Source organism: Ottowia sp. (genome assembly GCF_046348305.1).
Taxonomy (GTDB): Bacteria; Pseudomonadota; Gammaproteobacteria; order Burkholderiales; family Burkholderiaceae_C; genus Ottowia.
This window is the reverse complement of record NZ_JAXMEM010000011.1, coordinates 61,885-86,600: the sequence shown is the minus strand read 5'-3', so window position 1 is coordinate 86,600 and position 24,716 is coordinate 61,885. Positions and strand designations below refer to the sequence as shown.

Sequence of the window (24,716 nt, the reverse complement as noted above, 5' to 3'; positions counted from 1 at the left end):
GATGTCTCCTCTTCAGAGGTTGGTTGAGTGAACGGGTTGGGGCGCGCTGCCGGCGTCCAGGCCGGGCTGGCGCTTGCGATAGGCCACGAAATAGAGCAGCGGAATCACGACCAGCGTCAGCACCGTGGACACCAGAATGCCGAAGATGAGCGAGATCGCCAGGCCGTTGAAGATCGGATCGTCCAGGATGAACAGCGCGCCGATCATGGCCGCCAGGCCGGTGAGCACGATGGGTTGTGCGCGCGTGATGGCGCTTTGGACTATGGCACGCCGGAGCTCCATACCGTCGGCCAGCTGCAGCTTGATGAAGTCCACCAGCAGGATCGAGTTGCGCACGATGATGCCGGCCAGCGCGATCATGCCGATCATGCTGGTGGCGGTGAACTGGGCATGCAACAGGGCGTGACCGGGCATCACGCCAATGATGGTCAGCGGAATCGGCGCCATGATGATCAGCGGCGTCAGGTACGAGCCGAAGTGCGCCACCACCAGCAGGTAGATCAGGATCAAGCCCACGGCGTAGGCCGCGCCCATGTCGCGGAAGGTCTCGTAGGTGATCTGCCACTCGCCGTCCCACTTGATGGCGTAGCCGGCATAGGGGTTGGCGGGTTGGCGAATGAAGTATTCGGCGAGCGGGCCGCCATCGGGCATCTTCAGATCGGCCAGCCGGGGGCGCATCTGGAACATGCCGTAGAGCGGGCTGTCCGGCGTGGCGCTGCTTGCGCCGGCGACGTCGCCGATCACGTAGGTCACTGGCAGCAAATCCTTGTGATGGATCGGCTGCTCGCGCACCGTATCGCTCACCGTGACCAGCTCGCGGATCGGAATCGTCGCGCCGCCCGTCGCGCGCACCGTCAGCTGCAACAAGGGCTCCAGGCTGCCATGCAGCTCGGGCGGCAGCTGGATCAGCGCCGGCACCGCGTGGCGGCTGGCGTCGTGCAGGTACGTGGCCGCCTCGCCCGCCAACCCCATGCGCAGCGTGGCGGCAATGGCCGCCTGCGTCACGCCCTGGCGCGCGGCCTTGGCGCGGTCGACCAGCAGCAGCGTTCTGGGCGCGGCGGCGATGCTCGAGTCATCGACATCGACCACGCCCGGCGTGGACTCGAACACGCCGCGCACCGCCTTGGCCACGGCCAGCCGGCCGGCAGCATCGGGGCCGTAGACTTCGGCCACGATGGGGGCCAGCACCGGCGGGCCGGGCGGCACCTCCACCACCTTCACGTTGGCGCCAAAGCGCGCACCGATGGCTTGCAAGGCCGGGCGCACACGCATGGCGATCCGATGGCTCTGCTCCTTGCGCTGTGCCTTGTCCACCAGGTTGACCTGCAGGTCGCCCACCTCGCCGCCGGCGCGCAGGTCGTACTGGCGCACCAGGCCGTTGAAGTTGATCGGCGCGGCCGTGCCGGCATAGGCCTGGTAGTTATCCACCTCGGGCACGGTGGCCAGATGGGCGCCCAGCGCGCGCAGCACAGCGGCCGTCTTTTGCACCGGCGTGCCGGCGGGCATGTCCACCACCACCTGGAACTCGCTCTTGTTGTCGAAGGGCAGCATCTTCAGCACCACCGCGCCCAGCACCGGCAGCGCGACCGACACCGCGATCAGCCCCACCACCGCCAGGCCCAGCAGGCCGCGGTTGCGCCGCCCACGGCGCTCGTCGAGCAGCGGGCGAAAGATGCGCTCGAACAGCGGCGCGATCCAGCGCGCCAGGCCGTGTCCGGCCGCCTTGCCGCTGTCGGCCTGGTGCGTGGCCTTCATCCACAAGCGCGCCAGCCAGGGCGTGACGGTGAACGCGATGGCCAGCGACAGCAGCATGCCCATGCTGGCGTTGATGGGGATGGGGCTCATGTACGGGCCCATCAGCCCGCTGACAAAGGCCATCGGCAGCAGGGCGGCGATGACGGTGAAGGTGGCCAGGATGGTCGGTCCGCCCACCTCGTCCACCGCGCCGGGAATGATCTCGCGCAGGCTCTGGCCGGCATGCAGGCCCTGATGGCGGTGGATGTTCTCGACCACCACGATGGCGTCGTCCACCAGGATGCCGATGGAAAAGATCAGCGCGAACAGCGACACGCGATTGAGCGTGAAGCCCCAGGCCCAGGACGCGAACAGCGTCACCGTCAGCGTCAGGATCACCGCCGTGCCGACGATGGCCGCCTCGCGCCGTCCCAGCGCGATGAACACCAGCGCCACCACCGACAGCGTGGCAAACAGCAGCTTCTTGATGAGGGTGCTCGCCTTGTCGTTGGCGGTGGCGCCGTAGTTGCGCGTCTCGCTGACCTGCACGTCGGCCGGGATCACGACGTTCTTCAGTTCATGCACGCGGCGCATCACCGCATCGGCCACGTCGATGGCGTTCTCGCCCGGCTTCTTGGTGATGGCCAGCGTCACCGCGGCGCGCTCGATGCCGCTGGCCACGCCGCCCTCGCGCACCACCTGGCCGTGCCAAGCCAGGCGTTCGGTCGGCGGGGCGCCCTCGTGCACGCGCGCCACCTCGCGCAAATGCACGGGCTTGCCATCGCGCACGGCCAGCACCAGCGCGGCCACGTCGTCGGCGCTTTGCAGGAACGGCCCGGTCTCCAGCGCAATGGCCTGGTTGCCGCTCAGCACGTCGCCCAGGGGCAGGCCCATGTTAGCCGATTGCAGGGCGGCCTGCAGCTCGTGCAGCGTCAGGCGCACGGCCGCCAGGCGCTCGGGATCCACCTCGACCAGCACGGCCCGGCCCGGCCCGCCGATGGTCTTGACTTCGCGCGTGCCGGGCACGCGCTTGAGCTCGGCCTCGATGCTGTGCGCCACGCGCTCCAGCGCCTCGGCGCCGCTGCGCTCGCCGTGCAGCGTCAGCGCGACGATGGGCACGTCATCCACGCCCTTGGGCTTGATGATGGGCGCGCCCACGCCCAAGCCGCGCGGCAACCAGTCGGCGTTGGCGCCGACGGTTTCATACAGACGCACCACCGCTGTCTGGCGCGGCACGCCCACCTTGAACTGCACCGTCAGCAGCGCCACGCCCGGGCGTGAGACACTCATCACGTGCTCTACCCCGTTCATCTGCGCCAGCACCTGCTCGGCGGGGGTGGCGATCATGGACTCGACGTCGCGCACGCCCGCGCCGGGCCAGGGCACGATGACGTTGGCCATGGTCACATCGATCTGGGGCTCCTCCTCGCGCGGCGTCACGATCACCGCGAACACCCCTAGCAAGAAGGCCACCAGCGCCAGCAGGGGCGTGATCTGCGCGCCCTGGAAATACGCCGCCAGGCGCCCGGACACGCCCAGGCGCGGCGCGGCATCGAGCGGGTGCACTGGCCTCACCGGCTGGCCTCCGCTGGCTGGCCGGCCACGGCCCGGGTGGCAGCCTGCGGGTCGGTGATCAGCGGCTCGCCGGCATCGAGCCCGGCCAGCACCTCGACGCGCTCGCCGTGCACCGGGCCCAGGCGCACCTGGCGCAGTTGCGGCTGCTGCCCCTCGCCCATCACGTAGACGGCCGTCACGTCGGCGCGGCGCACCACCGCGCCGGCCGGGATGTAGATGCGCGGCGCCACACCGGCGCCGCCCGTGCCCACCCATTGCAGTCGCGCAAACTGGCCGGGCACGGCCCGGGTCGCGGCCGGCAAGTCCGCGCGCACGGTTTGCGTCAGTGTCTGCGGATCGACGGTGGGCAGCACCTGCACGCGCACCGGCGCCACCGCGGCGCCCGCCAGCAACACCCGCACCGCACCCGGCTGCAGCGCCACGCCCGGGAGCGCGCTGGCCGGCACGTTGGCGGTCACGCGCAGGGCCGCGGGGTCATACACCGTCAGCAGCGGGCGGCCGGGCATGGCCATGTCGCCGCGCTCGACACCCAGTTGCGCCACCACGCCGTCGAACGGCGCCCGCAGCACGTGCAGCCCGGTTTGCGTGCGCGCCGCGCCGGCCTGCGCCGCCAGCGCCCTGACCTGCGCCTGCGCGCTGCGGTATTGGCTCTCGGCCTGCTCCAGCGCGCCCTGGCTGATGTACTTCTTGTCGGCCAGCTGCCGCTTGCGCGCCAGCTCGCTGGTGGCCGCATCCAGCGCGGCCTGTGCGGCCGCCACCTGCGCCGTGCTGGCCGCGGCGCCTTGCTCGGCCGCACGGGCGTCGATGCGCAGCAGCACCTGCCCGGCGCGCACGGCATCGCCGGCGCGCACGTTCAACTCCAGCACCGTGCCCGCCACCTGCGCCGCCACGGTGGCCTGGCGCAGGGCCTCGACCTGGCCGTCCTCGGTACGGGTTGGCGCCAGCGCTTCGGCCTGCACCGGCGCCACCGGCAAGGGCGCGGCCGGCGCCGCCACCACACCCTGTGCGCACAGCAGGGCCAGCGCACATGCCAGCCCCGCCGTGCGCACCCCACGCCCTGCCGCGCCGAACGATCGCCGTCCCAGCCGCGCGATGACTTGATTTGGATGAATCATTCGTCTATTATTTGCGCAATCATGCAAATACGCAATAGCGTAATTCAACAATTTGTGTCGGCACGCGTTAGACTGCGCATCGACCCGCCGCACCCCACGTGCCTGCCGATGAACGCCCTGACCGACCTGCCACCCGCCGCGCTGGACCACGTGGCGCAGTACTTTCGCACGCTGTCCGAGCCCACGCGCCTGCGCATCCTCAACGCACTGGGCACGGGCGAACTGAGCGTGGGCGAAATCGCCCAGCAGGTCGATTCAAGCGACGCCAATGTCTCGCGTCATCTGGCGCAACTGGCGCGCCAGGGGCTGGTGGCGCGCGAGCACCACGGCACCAGCGTGTACTACCGCATCGCCGATCCGGCCGTGCACGAGTTGTGCACCCTGGTGTGCGGCAGCATCGCGCGGCGCTTTGATGCGGCAGCGGTGGCGCGCGCGGCCTTCACGGCCCCAGCGCGCAAGGCGGCGGCGAGCCGCAAAAAATAGCGCGTCAGGCGGCGCCGGGCACACGCACCACCAGCGTGCTGACCTTGCTGTGCGAGAGCACGCTTTGCGTCACGCTGCCCAGCACCAGGCGCTCCAGGCCGCGGCGGCCGTGCGAGCCCATCACCACCAGGTCGGCGCCACAGGCTTCGACGGCGTCGATGATGCCGCGCCAGGCCGTGTGCGATTCGATCACGCGTGTCTCGGCCTGCACGCCGGCGGCCTGCAGGCGCTTGGTGGCGCCTTCCATGGCGGTGCGGGCTTCGGCGCGGGCGGCGTTGAGGTACTGGTCCTGTCCGTAGGCGAACTCGCCCCCCACGCCGGTGAAGGGGTACGGGTCGATCACGTACACCGCGGTGACCGCAGCGCCGAAGGCCTTGGCCAGTTCCGCCGCCTTGTCGACCGCGGCCATCGAGGTTTCGGAGCCGTCAACCGGAGCCAGAATGTGCTTGAACATGGATCACCCCTTTCGTGTCAATCGTGGATGGGTTCAGTATGGGCGCAATCCAGGCCTCGCGTCATGATTCAGATCAAGTCGCCGGGGCCAGAAAGTCCTGCGCGCGCAGGGTGATGACCAGGGTGTCGCGGTGGCCCGGCGCGCCGGCAACCAGCGGCTGGACTGGCGTGGTCTCGTGGATCACCTTGTGGTCGTCCAGCAGCAGCACCGCCCAGGGCTCGTCCAGCGTGAAGCGCTGGCCGCGCGGGCCGTCGATCTCGAACACCCGGGTTTCGCCGCCCTTGATGTCGGCACGCGCCACCAGAAAAACCGCCACCAGGTCCACGCCATCGCGGTGCGCCCCTTCGGGTGTGGGGCGGCCGATGCCGCCTTCGGTGTCGATGCGAAACGCGTGGGCCTCGCCGTACCAGGGCTGCACGCCCCACAGCGCGTCGGCCACGCGCGCCAGCCAGGCCAGCAGCGCGCCCCAGTCCGGGCGCGCCAGCGTGGCCGCATCGATCGGCGCAAACCAGCGCTGCATGCCGCCGTGCAGCGCGTTGTAGGCCAGCGGCTGCCAATGCGGGCGATGCGGCACCTTGCGCAGCGTGCCGTCCTGGGCGATGAAGGACGCGTGGCGACGACGGCGATAGCGCCCGCCATCCTTCAGGTATTCGTCGGGCGCCAGGTCGTCCCAGACACCCGCCAGCTCCTGCAGCGCGGCGGCGGGTGCTCCCGTCAGCGCACGCACGCTGGCGGCGTCCAGCACGGCAAAGCCGCTCTCGCGCAATGCGGCCAGGCAGTGATCGGCGGTGGTGAACGGAGGCGAAAACATGATGGCTCGTCGATCGTTGATGCGCCAAGGATAATCGCCGCCGCGCCTGCATCGGCGCCGCCTTTGCCATGACCCTGCTGAACCTGTCGCTCGTGTCGGCCGCCCTGCTCGCGGCCCTGGCCTTTCGGCCCTGGCGGCAACTGGCGGGCGGCGCCCTGCTCTCGCCCCTGCTGGCAGCGCTGGTCATCACGCCGTGGCTGTGGGCCCTGCCCTGGCTGCATCACATGCCGATTCAGCTGCAGTTGTCGGGCGCCTGCCTGGTCCTGCTGGCGCTGGGCTGGCCGCTGGCGATGCTGGTGTTCGGCGTGGTGGCGCTGGCCACCGGGTGGATCGCGCCCGTCACGCCGGCCGAGCAACTGGACATGGCCTTGTGGCTGGGCGTGGTGCCCGCCACGCTGGCGCTGGGCCTGGGCTGGGTGCTGCGCCGGACGCTGCCGCACAACCTGTTCGTCTACATCCTGGGGCGCGCCTTCCTGGGTACGGCGGCGTGCCTGTTTGCCAACGGGGCGCTGGCGCAGTGGACGGGCCATGCGCTCAACATTGCCGTCGATCCCGAGCTGGCCCTGGTCGCGCGCTGGCTGATCGCCTGGGGCGACGCCATCATGACCGGCATGGTCACCGCCGTGTGCGTGGCCTTTCGCCCGCAGTGGCTGGCAACCTGGTCGGACCGGCTGTATCTGCACGCGCCCAAGTGAAGCGCCGCACGACAAGCTTGCGGTGCATCAACATTGGCCTTGCCGCAAGCATGGATACTTGTTTGAGCATTCACGCAAACACGAAAGGGTGGACCATGAAACTCTGGCAAGACCTGTTTGGCACCGACTACGGCCGCATGAGCATCGCTGGCATCGCCTTCATGATCGGCATGGCGATCTGGTTTGTGCGCTTCTTCATTCGCAAGGCCTCCGAGACGCCCCGGGCCGAAGACTGAAATCAGCGGTCAGCGCCTTGCGGACAAGCGCAAGGCGCTCTTTTTTCAATAGCATTTCTCTGCGCGTCAAGCCATCTCGGCTTCTTGCAGCAGGCGCCACATGACCTTGCCACTGCCGCTCTTGGGCAGCGCGTCGACGAACTGCACCGCGCGCGGCATCTTGTAGGCGGCCATGTGCTCGCGGCACCAGTCGATCACCTCCTGCTCGCTCACCTTGCCCTTGTGCTCGGCGCGCAGCACCACCACGGCCTTGACGGATTCGCCGCGATAGGCGTCCCGGGTGCCGATGACGCAGGCCTCCTGAATGGCGGGGTGCTTGAACATCAGCGCCTCGACCTCGGCCGGCCACACCTTGAAGCCGCTGGCGTTGATCATGCGCTTCAGACGGTCGGTGATGAAGAAATAGCCGTCTTCGTCCACCCGCCCCAGATCGCCGGTGCGGAAAAAACGCTTGCCGTCCAGCTCGAAGAAGGCCGCCGCCGTGGCCTCGGGGCACTTCCAGTAGCCGGAAAACACCTCGGGGCCGTGCACCACGATCTCGCCGGTCTCGCCTTGGGGCACCTCCTTCAGGGTTTCCGGGTCGACCACGCGCGCATCGGTGCTCATGAAGGGAATGCCCAGGCACTGCTGCTTGGGCGCGTCCACCGGATTCTGGTGCGAAGGCGCTGCCGTTTCGGTCAGGCCGTAGCCCTCGGCGTACTTCAGGCCGTAGACATCCTCCAGGCGCTGCGCCACGGCCTGCGGCATGGCCGCGCCGCCGCCGCTGATGGTCCTGAGGCTGGACAGGTCGAAGCGGGCGAAATTGGGGCTGGCCAGCAGGTCGATCACCATGGTGGGGATGTTGGCCCAGGCGGTGACCTTCCAGCGCGAGATCAGGCGCCCGGCCAGCTCGCGATCCCAGCGCGGCATCAGCACCATGGTGGCGCCGGCATACACCGCCGCCTGCATCACCGCCACCATGCCGGTGATGTGGAACATGGGCACCACCACCAGCGTCACCGTCTCGGCCGTGCCGTTGCCCCACAGCGTGCAGGCCACGGCGTTGTGCATCACGCTGGCGTGGGTGTGCATGCAGCCCTTGGGCAGGCCGGTGGTGCCGCTGGTGTAGGGCAGCACGCTCAAATCCTGCGGGCCGGCGGTGGTGGCCGCCAGCGGGCCGTCAAAGGCCAAGGCGTCGGTCCAGGCATGCACCTGGCCGCCGGCCAGCGTGGGCAGCGGGCGGCGCGTCAGCAGCCAGTCGCGCCAGGCCTCGGACGGCGCGTCATCGCCCTGCACGGCAGCGTCGAACGCATCGGTGTACTGCGTGACGATCAGGTGCGCCAGGCGATCGCCCTCGGGCAGCGCGTCGGAGGCCGCCGCCAGCTCGCCGGCCAGGTCGGCGCTGGTGATGGCGACCCTGGCGTCGGGGTCAGTGATGTAGTGCTTGAGCTCCTCGGCGCGGTTCATCGGGTTGACAGGCACCACCACCGCATCGGCGCGCAGGATGGCGAAGTGCGCCACGATGAGCTGCGGGGTGTTCTGCAGGTTCAGCAGCACCCGGTCGCCCTTGGCCACGCCCAGCGCCTGCAGGCGCGCCGCCAGCCGCTCGGCCGCGGCCTTCAGCTGCGACCAGGTCAGCACCGAGCCAAAAAACACCGTGGCCGGCTTGTCCGGATAGCGCAGCGCGCTGATGGCCAGGTTGTGCCACAGCGAGGTGGCGGGCGGCGTGATGGCGTGGGGCAGGCGTTTGGGCCAGAACTTGTAATGCGCTTGCATCGATGTCTCCAGAAATTCTGGCGTCAATGCTAGACCAAGCGCACGCATGCGACAGGGGCGGGTTTGTCTCGGCAGCGACAGCGCTTGCCGTTTGCAGCAAGCGGCCAGTGGTCAGCCGTCAGAAGCTGTCCAGGCGACGGCGGCGCGTCAAACCCAAGGAGCCAAGAGGCCGCGGAGCAGGCCATGCCAGCGATCACCAGTGGCCGGGGTCTCCCCGGCCACTGGTGATGCCCCCTTGAAGGGGGGAGGCGGAACATCGCGCAGCGAGTGCAGCCTGGGGGTGAGCCGTCACACCGCCTCGTCACCCTCTTCGCCGGTGCGGATGCGCACCACGCGCTCGACAGCGGTGACGAAGATCTTGCCGTCACCGATCTTGCCGGTGCGCGCGGCCTTGACGATGGCGTCCACGCAGCGCTCGACGGCCTCGTCGGGCACCACCACCTCGATCATCACCTTGGGCAAGAAGTCGACCACGTATTCGGCACCGCGGTACAGCTCGGTGTGGCCCTTCTGGCGGCCGAAGCCCTTGACCTCGGTGACCGTCAGGCCGGTGACGCCAACCTCGCCCAGCGCCTCGCGGGCCTCCTCCAGCTTGAAGGGCTTGATGATCGCCGTGATCTGCTTCATGTGATGTTCTCCACCAGGGCTCAGGCCCGGAACTTGTTGGTCATAGGATAACGCCAGTCCTTGCCGAAGCCGCGCGGCGTCACCCGCGTGCCCACCGGCGCCTGCTGGCGCTTGTATTCGCTTTGCCGGATCAGGCGCGTGACCTGGTCCACGTCGGCGGGAGCAAAACCTTCGGCCAGCAACTGGGCGATGGAGGCGTCATTTTCCACGTAGCGCGCGATGATGGCGTCCAGCACCTCGTAGGGCGGCAGGCTGTCCTGGTCGGTCTGGTCCGCGCGCAGTTCGGCGCTGGGCGGGCGGGTGATGATGCGCTCGGGGATCGGACTCACGCCCGTGCCATACGGGTCGTGCGCGTTGCGCCAGCGCGCCAGTGCGAACACCCGCGTCTTGACCACGTCCTTGATCGGCGCAAAGCCGCCGCACATGTCGCCGTACAGCGTGCAGTAGCCCACGGCGTATTCGCTCTTGTTGCCGGTGGTCAGGATCAGGTGGCCCAGCTTGTTGGACAGCGCCATCAGCAGCACGCCGCGAATGCGCGCCTGGATGTTCTCCTCGGTGGTGTCCTCGGCGCGGCCGGCAAACAGCGGCGCCAGCGTGGCCTTGATGGCCTCGAAGGCCGGCACGATCGACAGGTCGTCATGGCGCACGCCCAGGCGCCGCGCCATCTCGTGCGCGTCCTGCACGCTGATGCCGGCGGTGTAGGGGCTGGGCATCATCAGCGTGTGCACGCGATCGGCGCCCAGCGCGTCCACGGCCAGCGCCAGCACCAGCGCCGAGTCGATGCCGCCGGACAGGCCCAGCGCCACCGACCTGAAGCCGTTCTTGCCCACGTAGTCGCGCAGGCCCAGCACCAGCGCGTCCCACAGCTCGCGCTCGGGCGTAGGCGGCGGGGCGATGTCTGCTTTTATTTCGATAGCTGCTTGCGCTTGCTGCGCCTGCGCAAACCACAGTTTTTCTTCAAAAGCGGGGGCCCGGCCCGCCACCTGACCATCGGCGCCCACGGCAAACGATTGCCCATCGAACACCACCTCGTCCTGCCCGCCCACCCAGTGCGCCCACACCAGCGGCAGGCCCACGTCGCGCGCGCGCGCCTGCATCACGGCCTCGCGCTCGGCGCCCTTGCCGCCGTGAAAGGGCGAGGCGTTGATGACGGCCAGCAGCTGCGCGCCGGCAGCCCGGGCCTGGCGCGCCGGCTCGTCAAACCAGGCGTCCTCGCAGATCAGCAGGCCCACGCGCACGCCGCCGGCGTCGAACACGCACGCGCCCTGCCCCGGCACGAAGTAGCGCCGCTCGTCGAACACCTGGTAGTTGGGCAGGCGCTGCTTGGCGTAGGTGGCCACGATGCGGCCGTTGCAGATCACGCTGGCGGCGTTGTGGCGCTCGCTGATGGTCACGCTGGGGCCGCGCTCGTCGTGGCCCACCGGGTGGCCCACGACGATCACCAGGTCCTGCAAGTCGGCCGTCGCGCGCGCGATGGCCTGCACCGCATCGTCGCAGGCCGCCATGAAAGCCGGGCGCAGCAGCAGGTCTTCGGCGATGTAGCCGCAGATCGCGCCCTCGGGCGTCAGTAGCAGGCGCGCCCCCTGGGCATGGGCCGCACGGGCCGCGTCGATGATCTTTTGCGCGTTGCCCGGCATGTCGCCGACGGTGAAGTTGAGCTGGGCCACGCAGAGGGAGAGGGACATGTCGATGCGGAAAGATGAGCGTCAGGGACGAATGGTAGCGAACAGGCGCCAAGCCATGATCTCCTCAATAATCGATCGACACCGCTTCGCCACACCGCCTTGCTCCAAGCCACCGCCTCCCTTCGCCAGCAGATCGCCACCGACCCCCGCGCCATCGACGCCGCGGCCTGGAACGCCCTGCTGGCGCGCCAGCGCACGCCCACGCCCTTCATGCGGCACGAATACCTGGCGGCGTTGCACGCCAGCGGCAGCGCGGTGCCCGAGACCGGCTGGACGCCGCGCTTCATGCTGCTGTGGGACGGCGCCGAGCTGGCCGCCGCCTGCCCGCTGTATGTCAAGGCGCACTCGTACGGCGAATACGTCTTTGACTGGGCCTGGGCCAATGCCTATGCCGAGCACGGCCTGAGCTACTACCCCAAGGCGGTGGTGGCCGTGCCCTTCACCCCCGTGCCGGGCTCGCGCCTGCTGGCACGCGGCGACGCGGCGCGGGCGGCGCTGGTGCAGGCGCTGATCGCGTGGTGCGGCGAGCGCAAGCTGTCGTCGCTGCACGTGTTGTTTGGCGACAGCGACGACTTGGCGGTTTGCGAAGAAGCCGGGCTGATGCCGCGCCACCAAGTTCAATTTCACTGGAAAAACCAGCATCCAGCCAGCGGCGCCCCGTTTGCCGATTTCGACGACTTCCTGGCTGCGCTGACGCAGGACAAGCGCAAGAAAATTCGGCAGGAGCGGCGCAAGGTTCTTGAAGCCGGCGTGCGCTTTCGCTGGGCGCACGGGGCCGACATCACGCCGGCGGACTGGGCGTTTTTCTACCGCTGCTACGAGCGCACCTATCTCGAGCACGGCAACGCGCCCTACCTGAGCCCTGCCTTCTTCGACGCCATGGCGCGCGACATGGCGGCGCAGTGGGTGCTGTTTGTTGCCGAGCGCGGCGGCGCCCCGATCGCTTGCAGTTTGATAGCTGTCAGCGCAGACCCAGCGGGCGCCAGCGGTCAAAATGGCTCAGAAACCGTGGCCTACGGCCGCTACTGGGGCGCGCTGGAGCGGGTGGACTGCCTGCACTTCGAGGCCTGCTACTACCAGCCGCTCGAGTGGTGCATTGCGCAGGGCATGGCGCGCTTCGAGGGCGGCGCGCAGGGCGAGCACAAGATGGCGCGCGCCCTGCTGCCGGTTGCGACCACCAGCGCCCACTGGCTGGCGCACCCGGCCTTTGCCGACGCGGTGGCGCGCTTTCTGGCGCGCGAGGATCAGGGCGTGACGCAGTACCTGGAGCACCTGCGCACGCGCACCCCCTTGCGCCATGACCCTTGAAGGCGATCAGCCGCGATCGGCCTTGGGCGCGCGCCGCAGCGTGCGCCGGGCGGATGCCCGGGCCGGCGCGGCGGATTGGCTGACCACCGGCGTGAGCTGGGCCTGGTAGGGCTCGGCGGGCGGGCCGCAGTTTTCGTCGGCGATGCCGAACACCATGTCGGCGCCGGCGCCGTAGCGCTGGGGCACGGTCTGGTCCAGCCGCAGGGCCATGTCCACCGGCGGCGTGGACGTTTGCGACACGATGTCGCCCTTGGCGTTCAGCACGGTATAGCAAGAGGCCTGGGCGCTGGCGGCGGCCAGCAGGGCCAAGGCGGCCAGCGAGAGCTTGAAGGTCATGGTGGTCATGGGTGTATTGTTCATCGGAGACGCGGCGGCAACAAGCCCCACCCTATCAAGATTGGCTGCGCGCGGCCGCCATCTGCCCGATCAGGCGGTGATAGAAACGGATCGCATCGGCGTAATTTTTCACGGCCAGGCGCTCGTTGGTGCCGTGAAAGCGCGACAAATCATCGCCCTTCGCCCGGATGGGCGAGAACTTGAAGATGTGGTCGCTAATGGGCTCGTAGTGCACCGAATCCGTGCCCGCCACCATCAGGCCGGGGGCCACCAGCGCGTCCGGAAACACCTCGCGGATGGTCTGGTTCAGCACCTGGTACTGAATGGACCCGGTGGGCGCCACCTTGGACGCATCCTTGGCGCCGGGCTGGGCCTCGACTTTGAGGCGATCGGCCGGCACGGCGGGGGCCACGGCGGCGTGCACGTGCTGCAACACCCCGTCCCGGGTGTCGCCCGGCAGGATGCGGAAGTTGACCGTGGCCTCGGCGCGGCCAGGCAGCACGTTGTCCTTGTTGCCAGCATTGACGATGGTCAGCGCCGTGGTGGTGCGCAGCATCGAGTTGGTGCTGCCCGCGCCTTCCAGCTGCCTTTGCACCAGCGGGCCGAACAGCCACAGGTTGGACAGGGCCACGCGCGAAAAGCCGCCCATCTCGGGCGCCAGGGTGTCGAACATCTCGCCGGCCACGCCGCGGATGGCGGCGGGCATCTGCTTGTTCTCCAGGTTGCTCAGGGCGGCGGCCATCATGGCGATGGCACTGCTGCCCTTGGGCGGCGGCATGGACGAGTGGCCGGGCGTGGCCGACACCGTGAGCTGCACCGACATGTAGCCCTTCTCGGCAATGCCGATCAGCGCGGCGGGCTGCTTCAGGCCCGGCATCACGCCGTCCAGCACCAGCAGGCCTTCGTCGATCACGAAGTCCAGCTGCGCGCCGCGCGACTTGAGCAGTTCGGCAACCCTGGCCGCGCCGCGATGGCCGCCGACCTCTTCGTCGGCGCCGTAGGCCAGGTAAATGGTGCGCGGGGGCTGGTATCCGCCGGCCAGCAGCATCTCGACGGCCTCCAGCTGCGACAGCAGGTTGCCCTTGTCGTCCCAGGCGCCGCGGCCCCAGACAAAGCCGTCTTTCACCACGCCGGCAAAGGGCGGCTGCTGCCAGTCGCCCTCGGTGCCGGGCGCGATCGGCACCACGTCCTGGTGCGCCATCAGCAGGATGGCCTTGGCCTTGGGGTCGCGGCCCTCCCACGTGTACAGCAGGCTCAGGCCGCCCACGGACTCGCGCTTGAGCGTGGCATGCACCCGCGGAAACTGCTTTTGCAGCAGCGCGTGCAGCGCCTCGAACTGATCAGCGTTGAGCTGCGCATCGCTTTGGGACGACACCGTCTTCAGGCGCACCGCCTGCGCCAGGCGCTCGGCCACGGCGTTTTCGTCGATGGCGATCGGCGGCAGCGGCGCCACGGTCAACTGGCGCGAGCCCTTGCGCGCGGTGTTGATGGCCACGGCCGCGGCCAGCGCCAGCACCCCGGCCAGCACGGCCCACAGGATTTTCCGGATCATGTTGCTTGGTCCTCCTCGAATTCATGCGGCAGCAGCCGCGCCACGCGCTCTTGCAGTTCGGCGCGCTCCTCATTGTCGCGGGCGCCGCGCTCCCACTGCGGATGGCCGCGTGCCGGCGCCAGCGCCTGCACGGCCTGCAGCACGGCCTGCGACACCGGCGCGCGGGGCTCGTCCGGCGCGGTGACGACGGTGCCGACGCGCAAGCGCTGCTGCGCCGCGTGGCCGCGCCGGGCCAGCGCGCCCGCCAGCACCGTCAGATGCTCGGCCAGCAGCAGCAAGAGCGCGTCGTCGGCGGTCAGCTCCTGCACGCCGTCCAGGCGGTTTTTGGCCTTGCGCCACAGCGGCCGCCAGCCGCCCGACAGCGCCCCGCCCACGGTGGCGCCCAGCGCACTGGCCGCGCCCAGCGACAGGCCGGCCAGCGCCACGTCGGCCACCGCGCCCACGCCGGCGCCGATCATGGCGCCCAGGCCCAGGCGCGTGCCGGCGCGTTTGAGCAGCTCGGGGTTGAACAGGTCGTCCTCCCAGCGCGCGGCCTGCTCGGGCCAGTCGGCCAGCTCGGCGTCGTCGGGACGAAAGCCGAACAGCGCCAGCAGCTCGGCCACGCCATGGCGCGCATGGCCGCGCACGTCGTCCTGAAAGGCGCGCACGAAGGCCTTTTGCCGCAGTTCATCGGCAAAGTCATCGGCCGGCAGGGCGCGGCGCATGGCGGCGACGTCGATCAAATGGCTGGCCACGATGCGGGCGGCGGCGCGCTGGCGATCGCGCGCCTGCAGCGCCAGCGCATCGACCATGCCGGCCAGCTGCGCGCGCCGCTGCGGCAGCAGGCTGGCCAGGTCGGTGTACAGCTCGCGCTCGCTGCCGACGAAGGGGGCCACCACGTCGAACTCGGCGCGCGCGTGCAGGCCGGCCTCTTGCAGCGCGGTGTGCCAGTCGGCCAGGCGACTGGCGCCATCGCGCACGAAGTTGAGCACCGGCATGATGGGCCGGGCGCAGGCCACCAGGATCTCGATCTCGGCGCGGTACTTGGGCAGCACCGGCTGGCGCGTGTCGATCACCAGCATGGCGCAGTCGGCGCCCTGCAGCAGCGCGCGCAGCACCTTGGCCTCCTGCTCGAAGGCGGCGCGCGCCTCCGGCCCGGCCAGGAAGGCGCGCACGCGCTCGGTGCGCGTCTCGCCCGGCTGGCGCGCCAAAAAGTCCAGTAGCGCAACCGAATCCTCCAGCCCCGGCGTGTCGATGAAGCGCGCGGCCACCTGGCCGTCCAGGCGCAGCGCCAGCGCCTGGGCGTGGCGCGTGGTGCCGGGGCGTGCCGACACCTCACCAAAATCCACCTGCCGCGTGAGCGTGCGCAGCAGCGAGGTCTTGCCCGCGTTGGTGTGGCCGACCACGGCGATGACGATGGGCTCAGGCATCGGTGGCATCGCCGTTTGCTATCCAATCAAGAGCTGATTGCGCACGATCCACCAGGGCCAGCGCATCAAAACCTTCGGATTTCAGCCATTCGCGCCAGCGCTCGCTGCCGCTCTCGTCCTCACCCACAGGCCACAGCGCCACGCGCTGCGCCAGGGACGCGGCCTCGCGCACAAAGCGCGCCGTGCCCCGGTCGGGGCTGGCCGCGCCATGCACCAGCAGCAGCAGCGACCGCGGCCGGGTGGCGGCCAGTTGCTGCAGCGCGCGCTGGCGCTCGGCCTGGCTGCCGCTGATGCGCAGTGGCGGGGCGGCGGGGTCCATCGGCAAGGGCCAGGGCACGTCGGACGGCAGCTCGAAACCGATCACCAAGCGCGAATCCGGTGCACCGGGCGCGGCCGGCGGCCACGCCGGGGCCACGTCGGTGCCGCCGGGGTGCTCGGCGTCGATCACCGCCGGCGGCGGCTCCAGCGCGTCCAGCCGGCGCACGATGCGCTGCACCTCGGGGTCGGCCATGTCCACGCCGCCCAGCCGCGCCACGCCGGCGCGCCAGCGCCAGCCGCTGACGAGGGCCAGCAGCGCGCGCGGCAGCAGGCCATACACGGCCACGCTGCCCATCAGCCACCAGGCCCATTCGCGCTGGCCCGGCGCCTGCGGCACAAAGCCCGCGCCGGCGCGCCCCACCTGGGCCACGGCCTGGGCGTCGGGCACGGCAAAACCCAGCAGGGCGGGCAGCGCGCCGGTGACGCGAACGAAGTGCTGGAAGAACTCGGTGCTCAGGATCGTGGTCTGCCAGCTCAGCCGATAGGTCTGGAAGGCAAAGCCGAAGGCCAGCACCGCCAGCGTCAGCACGAAGGCCACCGTCCAGATGCCGTGGCTGATCAGCCCCGTGAGCCAGGGCCACAGGCGCTGGCGCTGCATCACCGCGCCAAAGCCGCGCCACAGCTCCAGCGCATGCGGGCCGCGGTCCAGGGGCCAGCGCGCCACCAGCCCCAGCGCCAGCCGGCCCAGCGACCAGTCGCCCAGCCGCACGTGCAGCCCCGCCAGCGTGGCCAGCAGCCCCAGCAGCCAGACGGTGAGCGTGAGCGCGTGCAGCCCCAGCAGACTGACGAAGGCCGCCACGGCGTTGATGCTGCGGTCGGGCGCCAGCACGCTGCGCCCCGCGGCCAGGCCCGCCAGCGCGACCAACACGGCCAAGCCCAGCGCCACCCAGCCGCCCCACAGGCGCCAGCGCGCCAGCTCCTGCGGCAGGCCCAGGCGCTGGCCCAGCAACCAGGCACGCGCCTGCACCTGCGCGGCGCGCGTGGGCTGGGCGGCGAAGGCCTGGCGCAACTCGGCGGCATCGTCGAGCGCACCAGCGGTCTCGATGCGCTGCACGGCCGCGGTCACCAGCGCCCGCGCCAGCGGGCTGGCGTGCTCGAATGCGGGGGGCGGGTCGGTCGGCATCATGGCTCGCGGCTCATTATCCTTGCCCCATCGCCGCGCTTGGGCGCCGACCGCCCCACCGCGCATCGACTATTGTTTTGATAGCTGCTTGCGCTTGATCACCGCCGGCTGCACCGCGATTCGACTTGAACCTAGAGACGGCAGTTGACCGCTTTCGACCTTCGCGCGCGCCGCATGGACATTGACTTTGATGGCTTCGTTGCCCCTCACCCGTGGGGTGACAGCGCTACGCACTCGCCAGCGCCGCGCTCGGCGCGCCATGCCGCGCTGCTACCCTCGACGCCATGCCCGCGCCGCCCGCCTCGTCCGCCCTGCCCTCGACAGCCGCATGGCGCGCGTGGCTCGACCGCCAGCCGGCGCTGCTGCTCATCTTCACCACGCTGGTCTGGGGCAGCAACGTGGTGGCGGCGCGGCTGGCCGTGGGGCACGTGTCGCCCATGATGCTGACCACCGCGCGCTGGTCGGTGGCCTGCATCGCGCTGTGGCTGGTGGCGCGGCGGCCGGTGGCGGCCGCCTGGCCGCAGCTGCGCCCGCGCTGGCGCTACCTGACGGCCATGGGGGTGGCGGGCTTTACCGGCTTCAACGCGCTGTACTACACCGCCGCACACCACACCAGTGCGGTCAACCTGGCCATCATCCAGGGCGTGGTGCCGGTGCTGGTGCTGCTGGGCGCCGCGCTGGCGCTGCGCCTGCGGGTCGGCGCGCTGCAGGCGCTGGGCGTTCTGCTGACGCTGGCAGGGGTGGTGGTGGTGGCCTCGCGCGGGCAATGGTCGGTGCTGCGCGCGCTGGACCTGAACGTGGGCGACCTGGGCGTGCTGCTGGCCTGCGTGCTGTACGCGGGCTACACGCTGGGGCTGCGCGCCAAGCCGGCGGTGTCGCCGCTGGCGTTTTTTGCCGTCGTCGCGGCCGTGGCGGCGCTGGCCTCGCTGCCGCTGCTGGCCTGGGAGGTGGCGGCGGGCGACTTCTTCTGGCCCACGCCGCGCGGCTGGTGGATCATTCTGTACGTGGGCCTGCTGCCCTCGTTCGTGTCGCAGATCACCTACATCCGCGCGGTCGAGCTGATCGGCCCGGCGCGCGCCGGCGTGTTCTACAACCTCACCCCGGTGTTCGGCCCGGCGCTGGCGGTGCTGCTGCTGGGCGAGCCGCTGCGCCCGTACCACGTGCTGGCCCTGGCCATGGTGCTGGGCGGCATTGCGGTGGCCGAGCGGCTGGGTGGGCGCCGCCCCGGCGCCTGAAACAGGGCGCGCGTGCGCTTCAGCCAGCGCCGTTTTGCTACAACCAAAATAGCTGCCTGCGCTCTACCACATTGGACCAGAGCCCGATTTACCGCTGAATCTCAGCGCCGGGCGGCTGCCCTTGGGCTCACTTCTTGTACTTGGCCACGCCGTCCACGATTTCCTTGTGCGCGGCTTCCACGCCTTCCCAGCCCAGCACCTTGACCCACTTGCCGTCTTCCAGGTCCTTGTAGTGCTCGAAGAAGTGGCTGATCGCCTTCAGCCGCATCGGGTTGATGTCGGTCACCGTCTTCCAGTGGCTGTAGATGGGCAGCACCTTGTCGATCGGCACGGCCAGCACCTTGGCGTCGACGCCGGCCTCGTCTTCCATCTTGAGCATGCCCAGGGCGCGGCAGGTGACGCCCACGCCCGGCTGCAAGGGATAGGGCGTGATGACCAGCACGTCCACCGGGTCGCCGTCGCCCGACAGGGTTTGCGGCACGTAGCCGTAGTTGGCCGGGTAGTACATGGCCGTGGTCATGAAGCGGTCGACGAACAGGGTGCCGGTGGCCTTGTCCACCTCGTACTTGATGGGGTCGGAGTTCATCGGGATTTCGATGATCACGTTGAATTCGCCGGGGACGTTCTTGCCGGGTGAGACGCTGTTGAGGGACATGGTGTGGTTTTTTTACAAATAGTGCCCCTGCGGGGCGGGCTGCAACCGACGCAAATTTTACGGTTTTGGCTGACGGGCGACTTTCGCGCTAAATTGCGGGGGTTGGCCAATCGGCGTTCGCAACGAACGCGAGGAAGCAACGCGGTGGAGAAGCCAGCTGCGTTGCCCTCCCCGGCACGCGGCCGGCTCCTCCGATGCGCAATGGCGACTTTCGAGGAGATGTTTTCATGACAGGAAATGCAGCGCTGATCCTGGCGCTTGTCTGCGGCGTGATCGCCGTGATCTACGGCTTTTGGGCGCGTGGCTGGATCTTGGCGCAGGACGCCGGCAATGCCCGCATGCAGGAGATATCCAGCGCCATCCAGACCGGCGCGGCGGCCTACCTGGCGCGGCAGTACCGCACCATCGCCATCGTCGGCGTGGTGCTGGCCATCCTGATCGGCGCCTTTCTGGACGTCAAGACGGCCATCGGCTTCATCGTCGGCGCGGTGCTCTCGGGCGCCTGCGGCTTCATCGGCATGAACGTGTCGGTGCGCGCCAACGTGCGCACCGCTCAGGCGGCCACCAAGGGCATCGGCCCGGCGCTGGACGTGGCCTTTCGCGGCGGCGCCATCACCGGCATGCTGGTGGTGGGCTTGGGCCTGCTGGGCGTGACCGGGTTCTATTGGTTCCTGGGCGGCACAGCGGCGGATGCGCATGCGCTCAACCCGCTGATCGGCTTTGCCTTCGGCTCTTCGCTGATCTCGATCTTCGCGCGGCTGGGCGGCGGCATCTTCACCAAGGGCGCCGACGTGGGCGCCGACCTGGTGGGCAAGGTGGAGGCCGGCATCCCCGAGGACGACCCGCGCAACCCGGCGGTGATCGCCGACAACGTGGGCGACAACGTGGGCGACTGCGCCGGCATGGCGGCCGACCTGTTCGAGACCTACGCCGTCACGCTGATCGCCACCATGGTGCTGGGCGGGCTGATGGTCACCGCCGCGCCGACGCAGGCCGTGCTGTACCCGCTGGCGCTGGGCGCGGTATCCATCGTGGCCTCCATCATCGGCACTTTCTTCGTCAAGGCCAGCCCGGGCATGAAGAACGTGATGCCCGCGCTGTACAAGGGCCTGGCGATTGCCGGCGTGCTGTCGCTGATCGCCTTTTACTTTGTCACCGCGTGGATCATTCCCGACAACGCGCTGGGCGGCAGCGGCGCGGTGGGCAAGCTGTTTGGCGCCTGCGTGGTCGGCCTGGTGCTGACCGGGGCCCTCGTGTGGATCACCGAGTACTACACCGGCACGCAGTACAAGCCGGTGCAGCACGTGGCGCAGGCCTCGACGACCGGCCACGCCACCAACATCATCGCCGGCATCGGCATCAGCATGAAGTCCACCGCCTGGCCGGTGATCTGCGTGTGCATCGCCATCCTGGTGTCGTATGCGCTGGCGGGCCTGTACGGCGTGGCGGTAGCCGCCATGTCCATGCTGTCGATGGCCGGCATCGTGGTGGCGCTGGACGCCTACGGCCCCATCACCGACAACGCCGGCGGCATTGCCGAGATGGCCGAGCTGCCCGCCGCCGTACGCGACATCACCGACCCGCTGGACGCCGTGGGCAACACCACCAAGGCGGTCACCAAGGGCTATGCCATCGGCTCGGCCGGCCTGGCGGCGCTGGTGCTGTTTGCCGACTACACGCACAAGCTGGACACCTTCGGCCAGTCGGTCAAGTTCGACCTGAGCGACCCCATGGTCATCGTCGGCCTGATCATCGGCGGGCTGATCCCCTACCTGTTCGGCGCCATGGCGATGGAGGCCGTGGGCCGCGCCGCCGGCAGCGTGGTCGAGGAGGTGCGCCGCCAGTTCCGCGAGATCCAGGGCATCATGGAAGGCAAGGCCAAGCCCGAATACGGCAAGGCCGTGGACATGCTGACGGGCGCCGCCATCAAGGAGATGATGATCCCCAGCCTGCTGCCGGTGGTGGTGCCGATCCTGGTCGGCCTGCTGCTGGGACCCAAGGCGCTGGGGGGCCTCTTGATGGGCACCATCGTCACCGGGCTGTTCGTGGCGATCAGCATGTGCACCGGTGGCGGCGCCTGGGACAACGCCAAGAAGTACATCGAGGACGGCCACTTCGGCGGCAAGGGCAGCGATGCGCACAAGGCCGCCGTCACCGGCGACACCGTGGGCGACCCCTACAAGGACACCGCCGGCCCGGCCGTCAACCCGCTGATCAAGATCATCAACATCGTGGCGCTGCTGATCGTGCCGCTGGTGGTGAGCATGCACGGCGGCGCCAAGGTGGCCGCCGAGGCGCCCGCCGCGCCCACCGCGCAGGTCAGCACCACGGCGGCTGCGCCGGCGGCCGACGCCGCCTCGGTGGTGGTCGAAGGCGACAAGGTGATCTTCTACTTCGCCAGCGGCAAGGCCGACCCTCACCCCGACGGCGCCGGCGCGCTGGCACGCATCGTGGACGGCGCCAAGGCCGGCAAGAAGGCCATCGTCAGCGGCTACGTGGACAGCACCGGCAGCGCCGCCGCCAACGCCGAGATCGCCAAACAGCGCGCCGAGGCCGTGCGCGACCTGCTCAAGAGCCTGGGCCTGACCGACGAGCAGATCGAGCTGCAAAAACCCGCCGACATCCAGGGCGGCAGCGGCCCGCAGGCGCGCCGGGTGGAGGTGACGCTGCAGTAGGCGCCGCTTTCTCCCACTTGCAAAACCCGCTTCGCGCGGGTTTTTTCGTTCCCTGGCGTCACCGATGCCGCCGGAGACCGACGGCAAGGCGATCGGCCCACCGCGATCCTTCGGGCGTCATCGGCCGCCTGCCTCACCCGCACCGTTCGCCCGCGGGGCCCGGCTGCGCGCGCTGGCGCACCCAGGCCGCCAGGCCCAGCAGCGCCAGCGCGCTGAAGGCGGCGCCCGCGCCAAAGGTCCACGCCGGGCCCAGCCACTCCCACAACAGGCCCGCCACCACGCTGGCGAGCAGCATGGCGCCCCCGCTCAGCAGGTTGAAAAAGCCGAAGGCCGTGCCGCGCAGATCCGCCGGCGCGCTGGCCGCCACCATGGCCGCCAGCACGCCCTGCGTCATGCCCATGTGCAGGCCCCACAATGCCACCCCCAGCAGCAAGCCGCTCCAGTGCCCGGTCACCGCCAGCACGCCGTCGGCGGCAATCAGCACCACCAGACCCGCGGCCAGCAGCGCGCGCGGCGGCACGCGGTCGGCCAGCTTGCCGAATGGGTAGGCCGCCGCGGCGTACACCGCGTTCATGGCCACCATCACCAGCGGCACCAGCGCCAGCGCCACGCCCACCTGCTGCGCGCGCAGCACCAGAAAGGCCTCGGAAAAGCGCGCCAGCGTGAACACAGCGCCCACGCCCACCACCCACCAGTAGGTCGCGGGCAGGCGCCGCAGGCTGGCCCTGGAAATCGGGTTGACCCGGCGCTCGCCGCGCGGAGACTCGGGCTCCTGCACGCCCAGCGCCAGCAGCAGCACGCACAGCAGCGCCGGGACGAGCGCCACGATGAACACCGCGCGGAAGTTGTCGGCCCACAGCAGCATCAGCGCCGTGGCCAGCAGGGGGCCCAAAAAAGCGCCCACCGTGTCCAGCGCCTGGCGCAAGCCAAAGGCAGCGCCGCGCTGCGCCGGTGGCGCCAGGTCGGCCACCAGGGCGTCGCGCGGCGCGCCGCGAATGCCCTTGCCCACGCGATCGAGCAGACGCGCGGTGAAGACCAGGCCCGGCCCGGTGGCCAGGGCAAACAGCGGCTTGCACGCCGCGCTCAGGCCGTAGCCCAGCAGCGCCAGCGGCTTGCGCCGGCCGAACCAGTCGCTGATGACGCCAGAGAACACCTTCAGCAGCAGCGCCGTGGCCTCGGCCAGCCCTTCCAGCAACCCGACCAGCGCCACGCTCATGCCCAGCGCATCGACCATGAACAGCGGCAGCAGCGCATGGATCATCTCGGACGAAACGTCCATCAGCAGGCTGACGAAGCCCAGCGCCCAGATGGCGGTGGGCAGGCGGGGACGTGGCGGCTTGGGCATGTCGGGTGTCGAAGGCGGCGGCCCGTCATTCTGGCGCGGCTGGCCGTGCGCCAACGCCGGCGCCGCGTATCGCACAATGCCGGCATGCAGCTGAACTTCATCGCCAACCGCCCGGTCGCGTCCGCCACCGGCCAGACCCTGCCGGTGCTCGACCCCTCGGACGGCCAGCCCTTCGACGCCATCCAGCGCAGCGACGCGCGCGACATCGACGCCGCCGTGCAAGCGGCGCGCGCTTGCTTCGACGGCCCCTGGAGCGCCCTGAGCGCCGCCGAGCGCGGGCGCCTGCTGATGAAGCTGTCCAGCGCCGTGACCGCGCACGCGGGCGAGCTGGCCGCGCTGGAGCAGCGCGACTGCGGCAAGCCCACCAAGCAGGCCGCCGCCGACGCTGCGGCGCTGGCGCGCTACTTCGAGTTCTATGCCGGCGCCTGCGACAAGCTGCATGGCGAGACCCTGCCTTACCAAAGCGGCTACAGCGTGCTGACCTGGCGCGAGCCGCACGGGGTGACGGGCCACGTCATCCCGTGGAACTACCCCATGCAGATCTTTGGCCGCAGCGTGGGCGGCGCGCTGGCCGCCGGCAATTGCTGCGTCGTCAAACCGTCGGAGGACGCCTGCTTGTCGCTACTCAAGGTCGCGGAACTGGCGGCCGAGGTCGGCTTTCCGGCCGGTGCGATCAACATCGTGACCGGCTATGGGCACGAGGTGGGCGACGCGCTGGCGCGCCATGCGGGCATCGACCACATCAGCTTCACCGGCAGCCCCAGGGTAGGCACCCTCATTCAGCAGGTGGCCGCCGAGCGCCACTGCCCCGTCACGCTGGAACTGGGCGGCAAGAGCCCGCAGATCATCTTTGCCGACGCCGATCTGGACGCCGCCGTCCCGGTGGTCATCAACGCCATCGTGCAGAACGCCGGCCAAACCTGCTCGGCCGGCTCGCGCGTGCTGATCGACCAGGCCATTTACCCCGCCATGCTGGAGCGCCTGGGCGCCGCCTTCGAGGCCCTGCGCGTGGGCCCTGCGGCGCTGGACCTGGACGTGGGCCCGCTGATCCGCGCCAGCCAGCAGCAGCGCGTGTGGGATTTTTTGAGCGACGCGCAGGCCGCCGGCATTGCCACGGTGGCACTGGGCCGCGTGGTGGACGAGGCGCCGGAGACGGGTTTTTATCAGGCGCCCGTGCTGCTGGCCGACGTGCCGGTGGCGCACCGCGTGGCGCAGGAAGAAGTCTTTGGCCCGGTGCTGTCGGCCATGCCCTTTCGGGATGAAGACCACGCGGTGGAGCTGGCCAATGCCACGCACTTCGGCCTGGTCGCGGGTGTGTGGACGCGCGATGGCGCGCGGCAATTTCGCATGGCGCGGCGCGTGAAAAGCGGTCAGGTCTTCATCAACAACTACGGCGCTGGCGGCGGGGTGGAGCTGCCCTTTGGCGGCTACAAGGCCAGCGGCTACGGGCGCGAAAAGGGCTTCGAGGCGCTGTACGGCTTTACCGTGCTGAAGACGGTGGCGGTGCGGCACGGTTGAGGCGGCGCGGCGGGCGCTGAACAAGGCCCGCAAATAAAGTTGCAATGAGAGTCATTCTCATTTAATATTGGG

General features: G+C 69.9%; 20 protein-coding genes. 7 read left to right on the top strand and 13 right to left on the bottom strand.

Annotated elements, in window-relative coordinates; genetic code table 11:
- Window positions 1-12 precede the first annotated feature (12 nt).
- Entirely contained in the window at window positions 13-3,309 is a 3,297-nt protein-coding gene (locus U1F38_RS14175; protein ID WP_409987717.1) for an efflux RND transporter permease subunit, read from the bottom strand.
- A complete protein-coding gene (locus U1F38_RS14170) occupies window positions 3,306-4,424 on the bottom strand; it encodes an efflux RND transporter periplasmic adaptor subunit (RefSeq protein ID WP_409987716.1) in 1,119 nt (372 codons plus the stop codon). Before U1F38_RS14170 ends, U1F38_RS14175 begins: the two co-directional genes overlap by 4 nt.
- A 108-nt stretch (window positions 4,425-4,532) precedes the next feature.
- Between U1F38_RS14170 and U1F38_RS14165 the strand changes: the two genes are divergently transcribed.
- On the top strand, window positions 4,533-4,907 hold the full coding sequence (locus tag U1F38_RS14165) for an ArsR/SmtB family transcription factor (RefSeq protein WP_409987715.1): 375 nt from the start codon (window positions 4,533-4,535) through the stop codon (window positions 4,905-4,907).
- Between the two features lie 4 nt (window positions 4,908-4,911).
- On the opposite strand, the gene U1F38_RS14160 is transcribed toward U1F38_RS14165, so the two are convergent.
- Both U1F38_RS14160 and U1F38_RS14155 read right to left on the bottom strand, forming a co-directional pair.
- Window positions 4,912-5,361, bottom strand: coding sequence for a universal stress protein (locus tag U1F38_RS14160; protein WP_409987714.1), 450 nt, complete (start codon window positions 5,359-5,361; stop codon window positions 4,912-4,914).
- A gap of 73 nt (window positions 5,362-5,434) precedes the next feature.
- Complete coding sequence (locus tag U1F38_RS14155; protein WP_409987713.1) at window positions 5,435-6,172, bottom strand: 2OG-Fe dioxygenase family protein; 738 nt, start codon at window positions 6,170-6,172, stop codon at window positions 5,435-5,437.
- Between the two features lie 68 nt (window positions 6,173-6,240).
- On the opposite strand from U1F38_RS14155, the gene U1F38_RS14150 reads away from it, so the two are divergent.
- Window positions 6,241-6,867, top strand: a complete 627-nt coding sequence (locus tag U1F38_RS14150; RefSeq protein ID WP_409987712.1) for a hypothetical protein — start codon at window positions 6,241-6,243, stop codon at window positions 6,865-6,867.
- A gap of 95 nt (window positions 6,868-6,962) precedes the next feature.
- On the top strand, window positions 6,963-7,103 hold the full coding sequence (locus tag U1F38_RS14145; protein WP_409987711.1) for a DUF3149 domain-containing protein: 141 nt from the start codon (window positions 6,963-6,965) through the stop codon (window positions 7,101-7,103).
- Window positions 7,104-7,169: 66 nt separating this feature from the next.
- Here U1F38_RS14145 and U1F38_RS14140 read toward each other — a convergent pair whose 3' ends face one another.
- The 3 genes from U1F38_RS14140 to U1F38_RS14130 form a co-directional block, all read right to left on the bottom strand.
- Window positions 7,170-8,858, bottom strand: a complete 1,689-nt coding sequence (locus tag U1F38_RS14140) for a long-chain fatty acid--CoA ligase (protein ID WP_409987710.1) — start codon at window positions 8,856-8,858, stop codon at window positions 7,170-7,172.
- 288 nt (window positions 8,859-9,146) lie between these two features.
- Entirely contained in the window at window positions 9,147-9,485 is a 339-nt protein-coding gene (locus U1F38_RS14135; RefSeq protein ID WP_409987709.1) for a P-II family nitrogen regulator, read from the bottom strand.
- Window positions 9,486-9,505: 20 nt separating this feature from the next.
- On the bottom strand, window positions 9,506-11,170 hold the full coding sequence (locus tag U1F38_RS14130; protein ID WP_409987708.1) for an NAD+ synthase: 1,665 nt from the start codon (window positions 11,168-11,170) through the stop codon (window positions 9,506-9,508).
- A gap of 99 nt (window positions 11,171-11,269) precedes the next feature.
- Here U1F38_RS14130 and U1F38_RS14125 point away from each other — a divergent pair, with 99 nt between their 5' ends.
- On the top strand, window positions 11,270-12,478 hold the full coding sequence (locus U1F38_RS14125; protein WP_409987707.1) for a GNAT family N-acetyltransferase: 1,209 nt from the start codon (window positions 11,270-11,272) through the stop codon (window positions 12,476-12,478).
- A 6-nt stretch (window positions 12,479-12,484) separates the two neighbouring features.
- Here U1F38_RS14125 and U1F38_RS14120 read toward each other — a convergent pair whose 3' ends face one another.
- Genes U1F38_RS14120 through U1F38_RS14105 form a run of 4 tightly spaced genes read right to left on the bottom strand, consistent with a single transcriptional unit; the run spans window position 12,485 to window position 17,219 of the window.
- A complete protein-coding gene (locus tag U1F38_RS14120; protein WP_409987706.1) occupies window positions 12,485-12,823 on the bottom strand; it encodes a hypothetical protein in 339 nt (112 codons plus the stop codon).
- Window positions 12,824-12,869: 46 nt separating this feature from the next.
- Window positions 12,870-14,366 carry a M20 family peptidase gene (locus U1F38_RS14115; protein ID WP_409987705.1) on the bottom strand — a complete coding sequence of 499 codons (1,497 nt, stop codon included), beginning with the start codon at window positions 14,364-14,366 and terminating at the stop codon, window positions 12,870-12,872.
- Entirely contained in the window at window positions 14,363-15,775 is a 1,413-nt protein-coding gene (locus U1F38_RS14110; RefSeq protein WP_409987704.1) for a DUF3482 domain-containing protein, read from the bottom strand. Before U1F38_RS14110 ends, U1F38_RS14115 begins: the two co-directional genes overlap by 4 nt.
- A complete protein-coding gene (locus U1F38_RS14105; protein ID WP_409987703.1) occupies window positions 15,768-17,219 on the bottom strand; it encodes a DUF2868 domain-containing protein in 1,452 nt (483 codons plus the stop codon). The genes U1F38_RS14110 and U1F38_RS14105 overlap by 8 nt, the downstream gene beginning before the upstream one ends.
- A 281-nt stretch (window positions 17,220-17,500) precedes the next feature.
- On the opposite strand from U1F38_RS14105, the gene U1F38_RS14100 reads away from it, so the two are divergent.
- On the top strand, window positions 17,501-18,451 hold the full coding sequence (locus U1F38_RS14100) for a DMT family transporter (protein ID WP_409987702.1): 951 nt from the start codon (window positions 17,501-17,503) through the stop codon (window positions 18,449-18,451).
- A 127-nt stretch (window positions 18,452-18,578) separates the two neighbouring features.
- Here the strand turns inward: U1F38_RS14100 and ppa are convergent, their stop codons facing one another.
- Window positions 18,579-19,106: an inorganic diphosphatase gene (ppa, locus tag U1F38_RS14095; protein ID WP_409987701.1), complete on the bottom strand. Its 528-nt coding sequence runs from the start codon at window positions 19,104-19,106 to the stop codon at window positions 18,579-18,581.
- 227 nt (window positions 19,107-19,333) lie between these two features.
- Between ppa and U1F38_RS14090 the strand changes: the two genes are divergently transcribed.
- Complete coding sequence (locus tag U1F38_RS14090; RefSeq protein ID WP_409987700.1) at window positions 19,334-21,781, top strand: sodium-translocating pyrophosphatase; 2,448 nt, start codon at window positions 19,334-19,336, stop codon at window positions 21,779-21,781.
- Between the two features lie 133 nt (window positions 21,782-21,914).
- On the opposite strand, the gene U1F38_RS14085 is transcribed toward U1F38_RS14090, so the two are convergent.
- On the bottom strand, window positions 21,915-23,126 hold the full coding sequence (locus U1F38_RS14085) for an MFS transporter (protein WP_409987699.1): 1,212 nt from the start codon (window positions 23,124-23,126) through the stop codon (window positions 21,915-21,917).
- An 84-nt stretch (window positions 23,127-23,210) separates the two neighbouring features.
- Between U1F38_RS14085 and U1F38_RS14080 the strand changes: the two genes are divergently transcribed.
- Complete coding sequence (locus U1F38_RS14080) at window positions 23,211-24,644, top strand: aldehyde dehydrogenase family protein (RefSeq protein ID WP_409987698.1); 1,434 nt, start codon at window positions 23,211-23,213, stop codon at window positions 24,642-24,644.
- The last annotated feature ends 72 nt before the right edge of the window (window positions 24,645-24,716 follow it).

Coding starts and splice junctions, on each gene's coding strand:
- U1F38_RS14110 (WP_409987704.1), bottom strand. CDS start 15,775: ATGCCTGAGCCCATCGTCATCGCCGTGGTCGGCCACACCAACGCGGGC.
- U1F38_RS14150 (WP_409987712.1), top strand. CDS start 6,241: ATGACCCTGCTGAACCTGTCGCTCGTGTCGGCCGCCCTGCTCGCGGCC.
- U1F38_RS14145 (WP_409987711.1), top strand. CDS start 6,963: ATGAAACTCTGGCAAGACCTGTTTGGCACCGACTACGGCCGCATGAGC.
- U1F38_RS14105 (WP_409987703.1), bottom strand. CDS start 17,219: ATGATGCCGACCGACCCGCCCCCCGCATTCGAGCACGCCAGCCCGCTG.
- U1F38_RS14100 (WP_409987702.1), top strand. CDS start 17,501: ATGCCCGCGCCGCCCGCCTCGTCCGCCCTGCCCTCGACAGCCGCATGG.
- U1F38_RS14085 (WP_409987699.1), bottom strand. CDS start 23,126: ATGCCCAAGCCGCCACGTCCCCGCCTGCCCACCGCCATCTGGGCGCTG.
- U1F38_RS14080 (WP_409987698.1), top strand. CDS start 23,211: ATGCAGCTGAACTTCATCGCCAACCGCCCGGTCGCGTCCGCCACCGGC.
- U1F38_RS14130 (WP_409987708.1), bottom strand. CDS start 11,170: ATGTCCCTCTCCCTCTGCGTGGCCCAGCTCAACTTCACCGTCGGCGAC.
- U1F38_RS14140 (WP_409987710.1), bottom strand. CDS start 8,858: ATGCAAGCGCATTACAAGTTCTGGCCCAAACGCCTGCCCCACGCCATC.
- U1F38_RS14170 (WP_409987716.1), bottom strand. CDS start 4,424: ATGATTCATCCAAATCAAGTCATCGCGCGGCTGGGACGGCGATCGTTC.
- ppa (WP_409987701.1), bottom strand. CDS start 19,106: ATGTCCCTCAACAGCGTCTCACCCGGCAAGAACGTCCCCGGCGAATTC.
- U1F38_RS14135 (WP_409987709.1), bottom strand. CDS start 9,485: ATGAAGCAGATCACGGCGATCATCAAGCCCTTCAAGCTGGAGGAGGCC.
- U1F38_RS14115 (WP_409987705.1), bottom strand. CDS start 14,366: ATGATCCGGAAAATCCTGTGGGCCGTGCTGGCCGGGGTGCTGGCGCTG.
- U1F38_RS14155 (WP_409987713.1), bottom strand. CDS start 6,172: ATGTTTTCGCCTCCGTTCACCACCGCCGATCACTGCCTGGCCGCATTG.
- U1F38_RS14160 (WP_409987714.1), bottom strand. CDS start 5,361: ATGTTCAAGCACATTCTGGCTCCGGTTGACGGCTCCGAAACCTCGATG.
- U1F38_RS14120 (WP_409987706.1), bottom strand. CDS start 12,823: ATGACCACCATGACCTTCAAGCTCTCGCTGGCCGCCTTGGCCCTGCTG.
- U1F38_RS14165 (WP_409987715.1), top strand. CDS start 4,533: ATGAACGCCCTGACCGACCTGCCACCCGCCGCGCTGGACCACGTGGCG.
- U1F38_RS14090 (WP_409987700.1), top strand. CDS start 19,334: ATGACAGGAAATGCAGCGCTGATCCTGGCGCTTGTCTGCGGCGTGATC.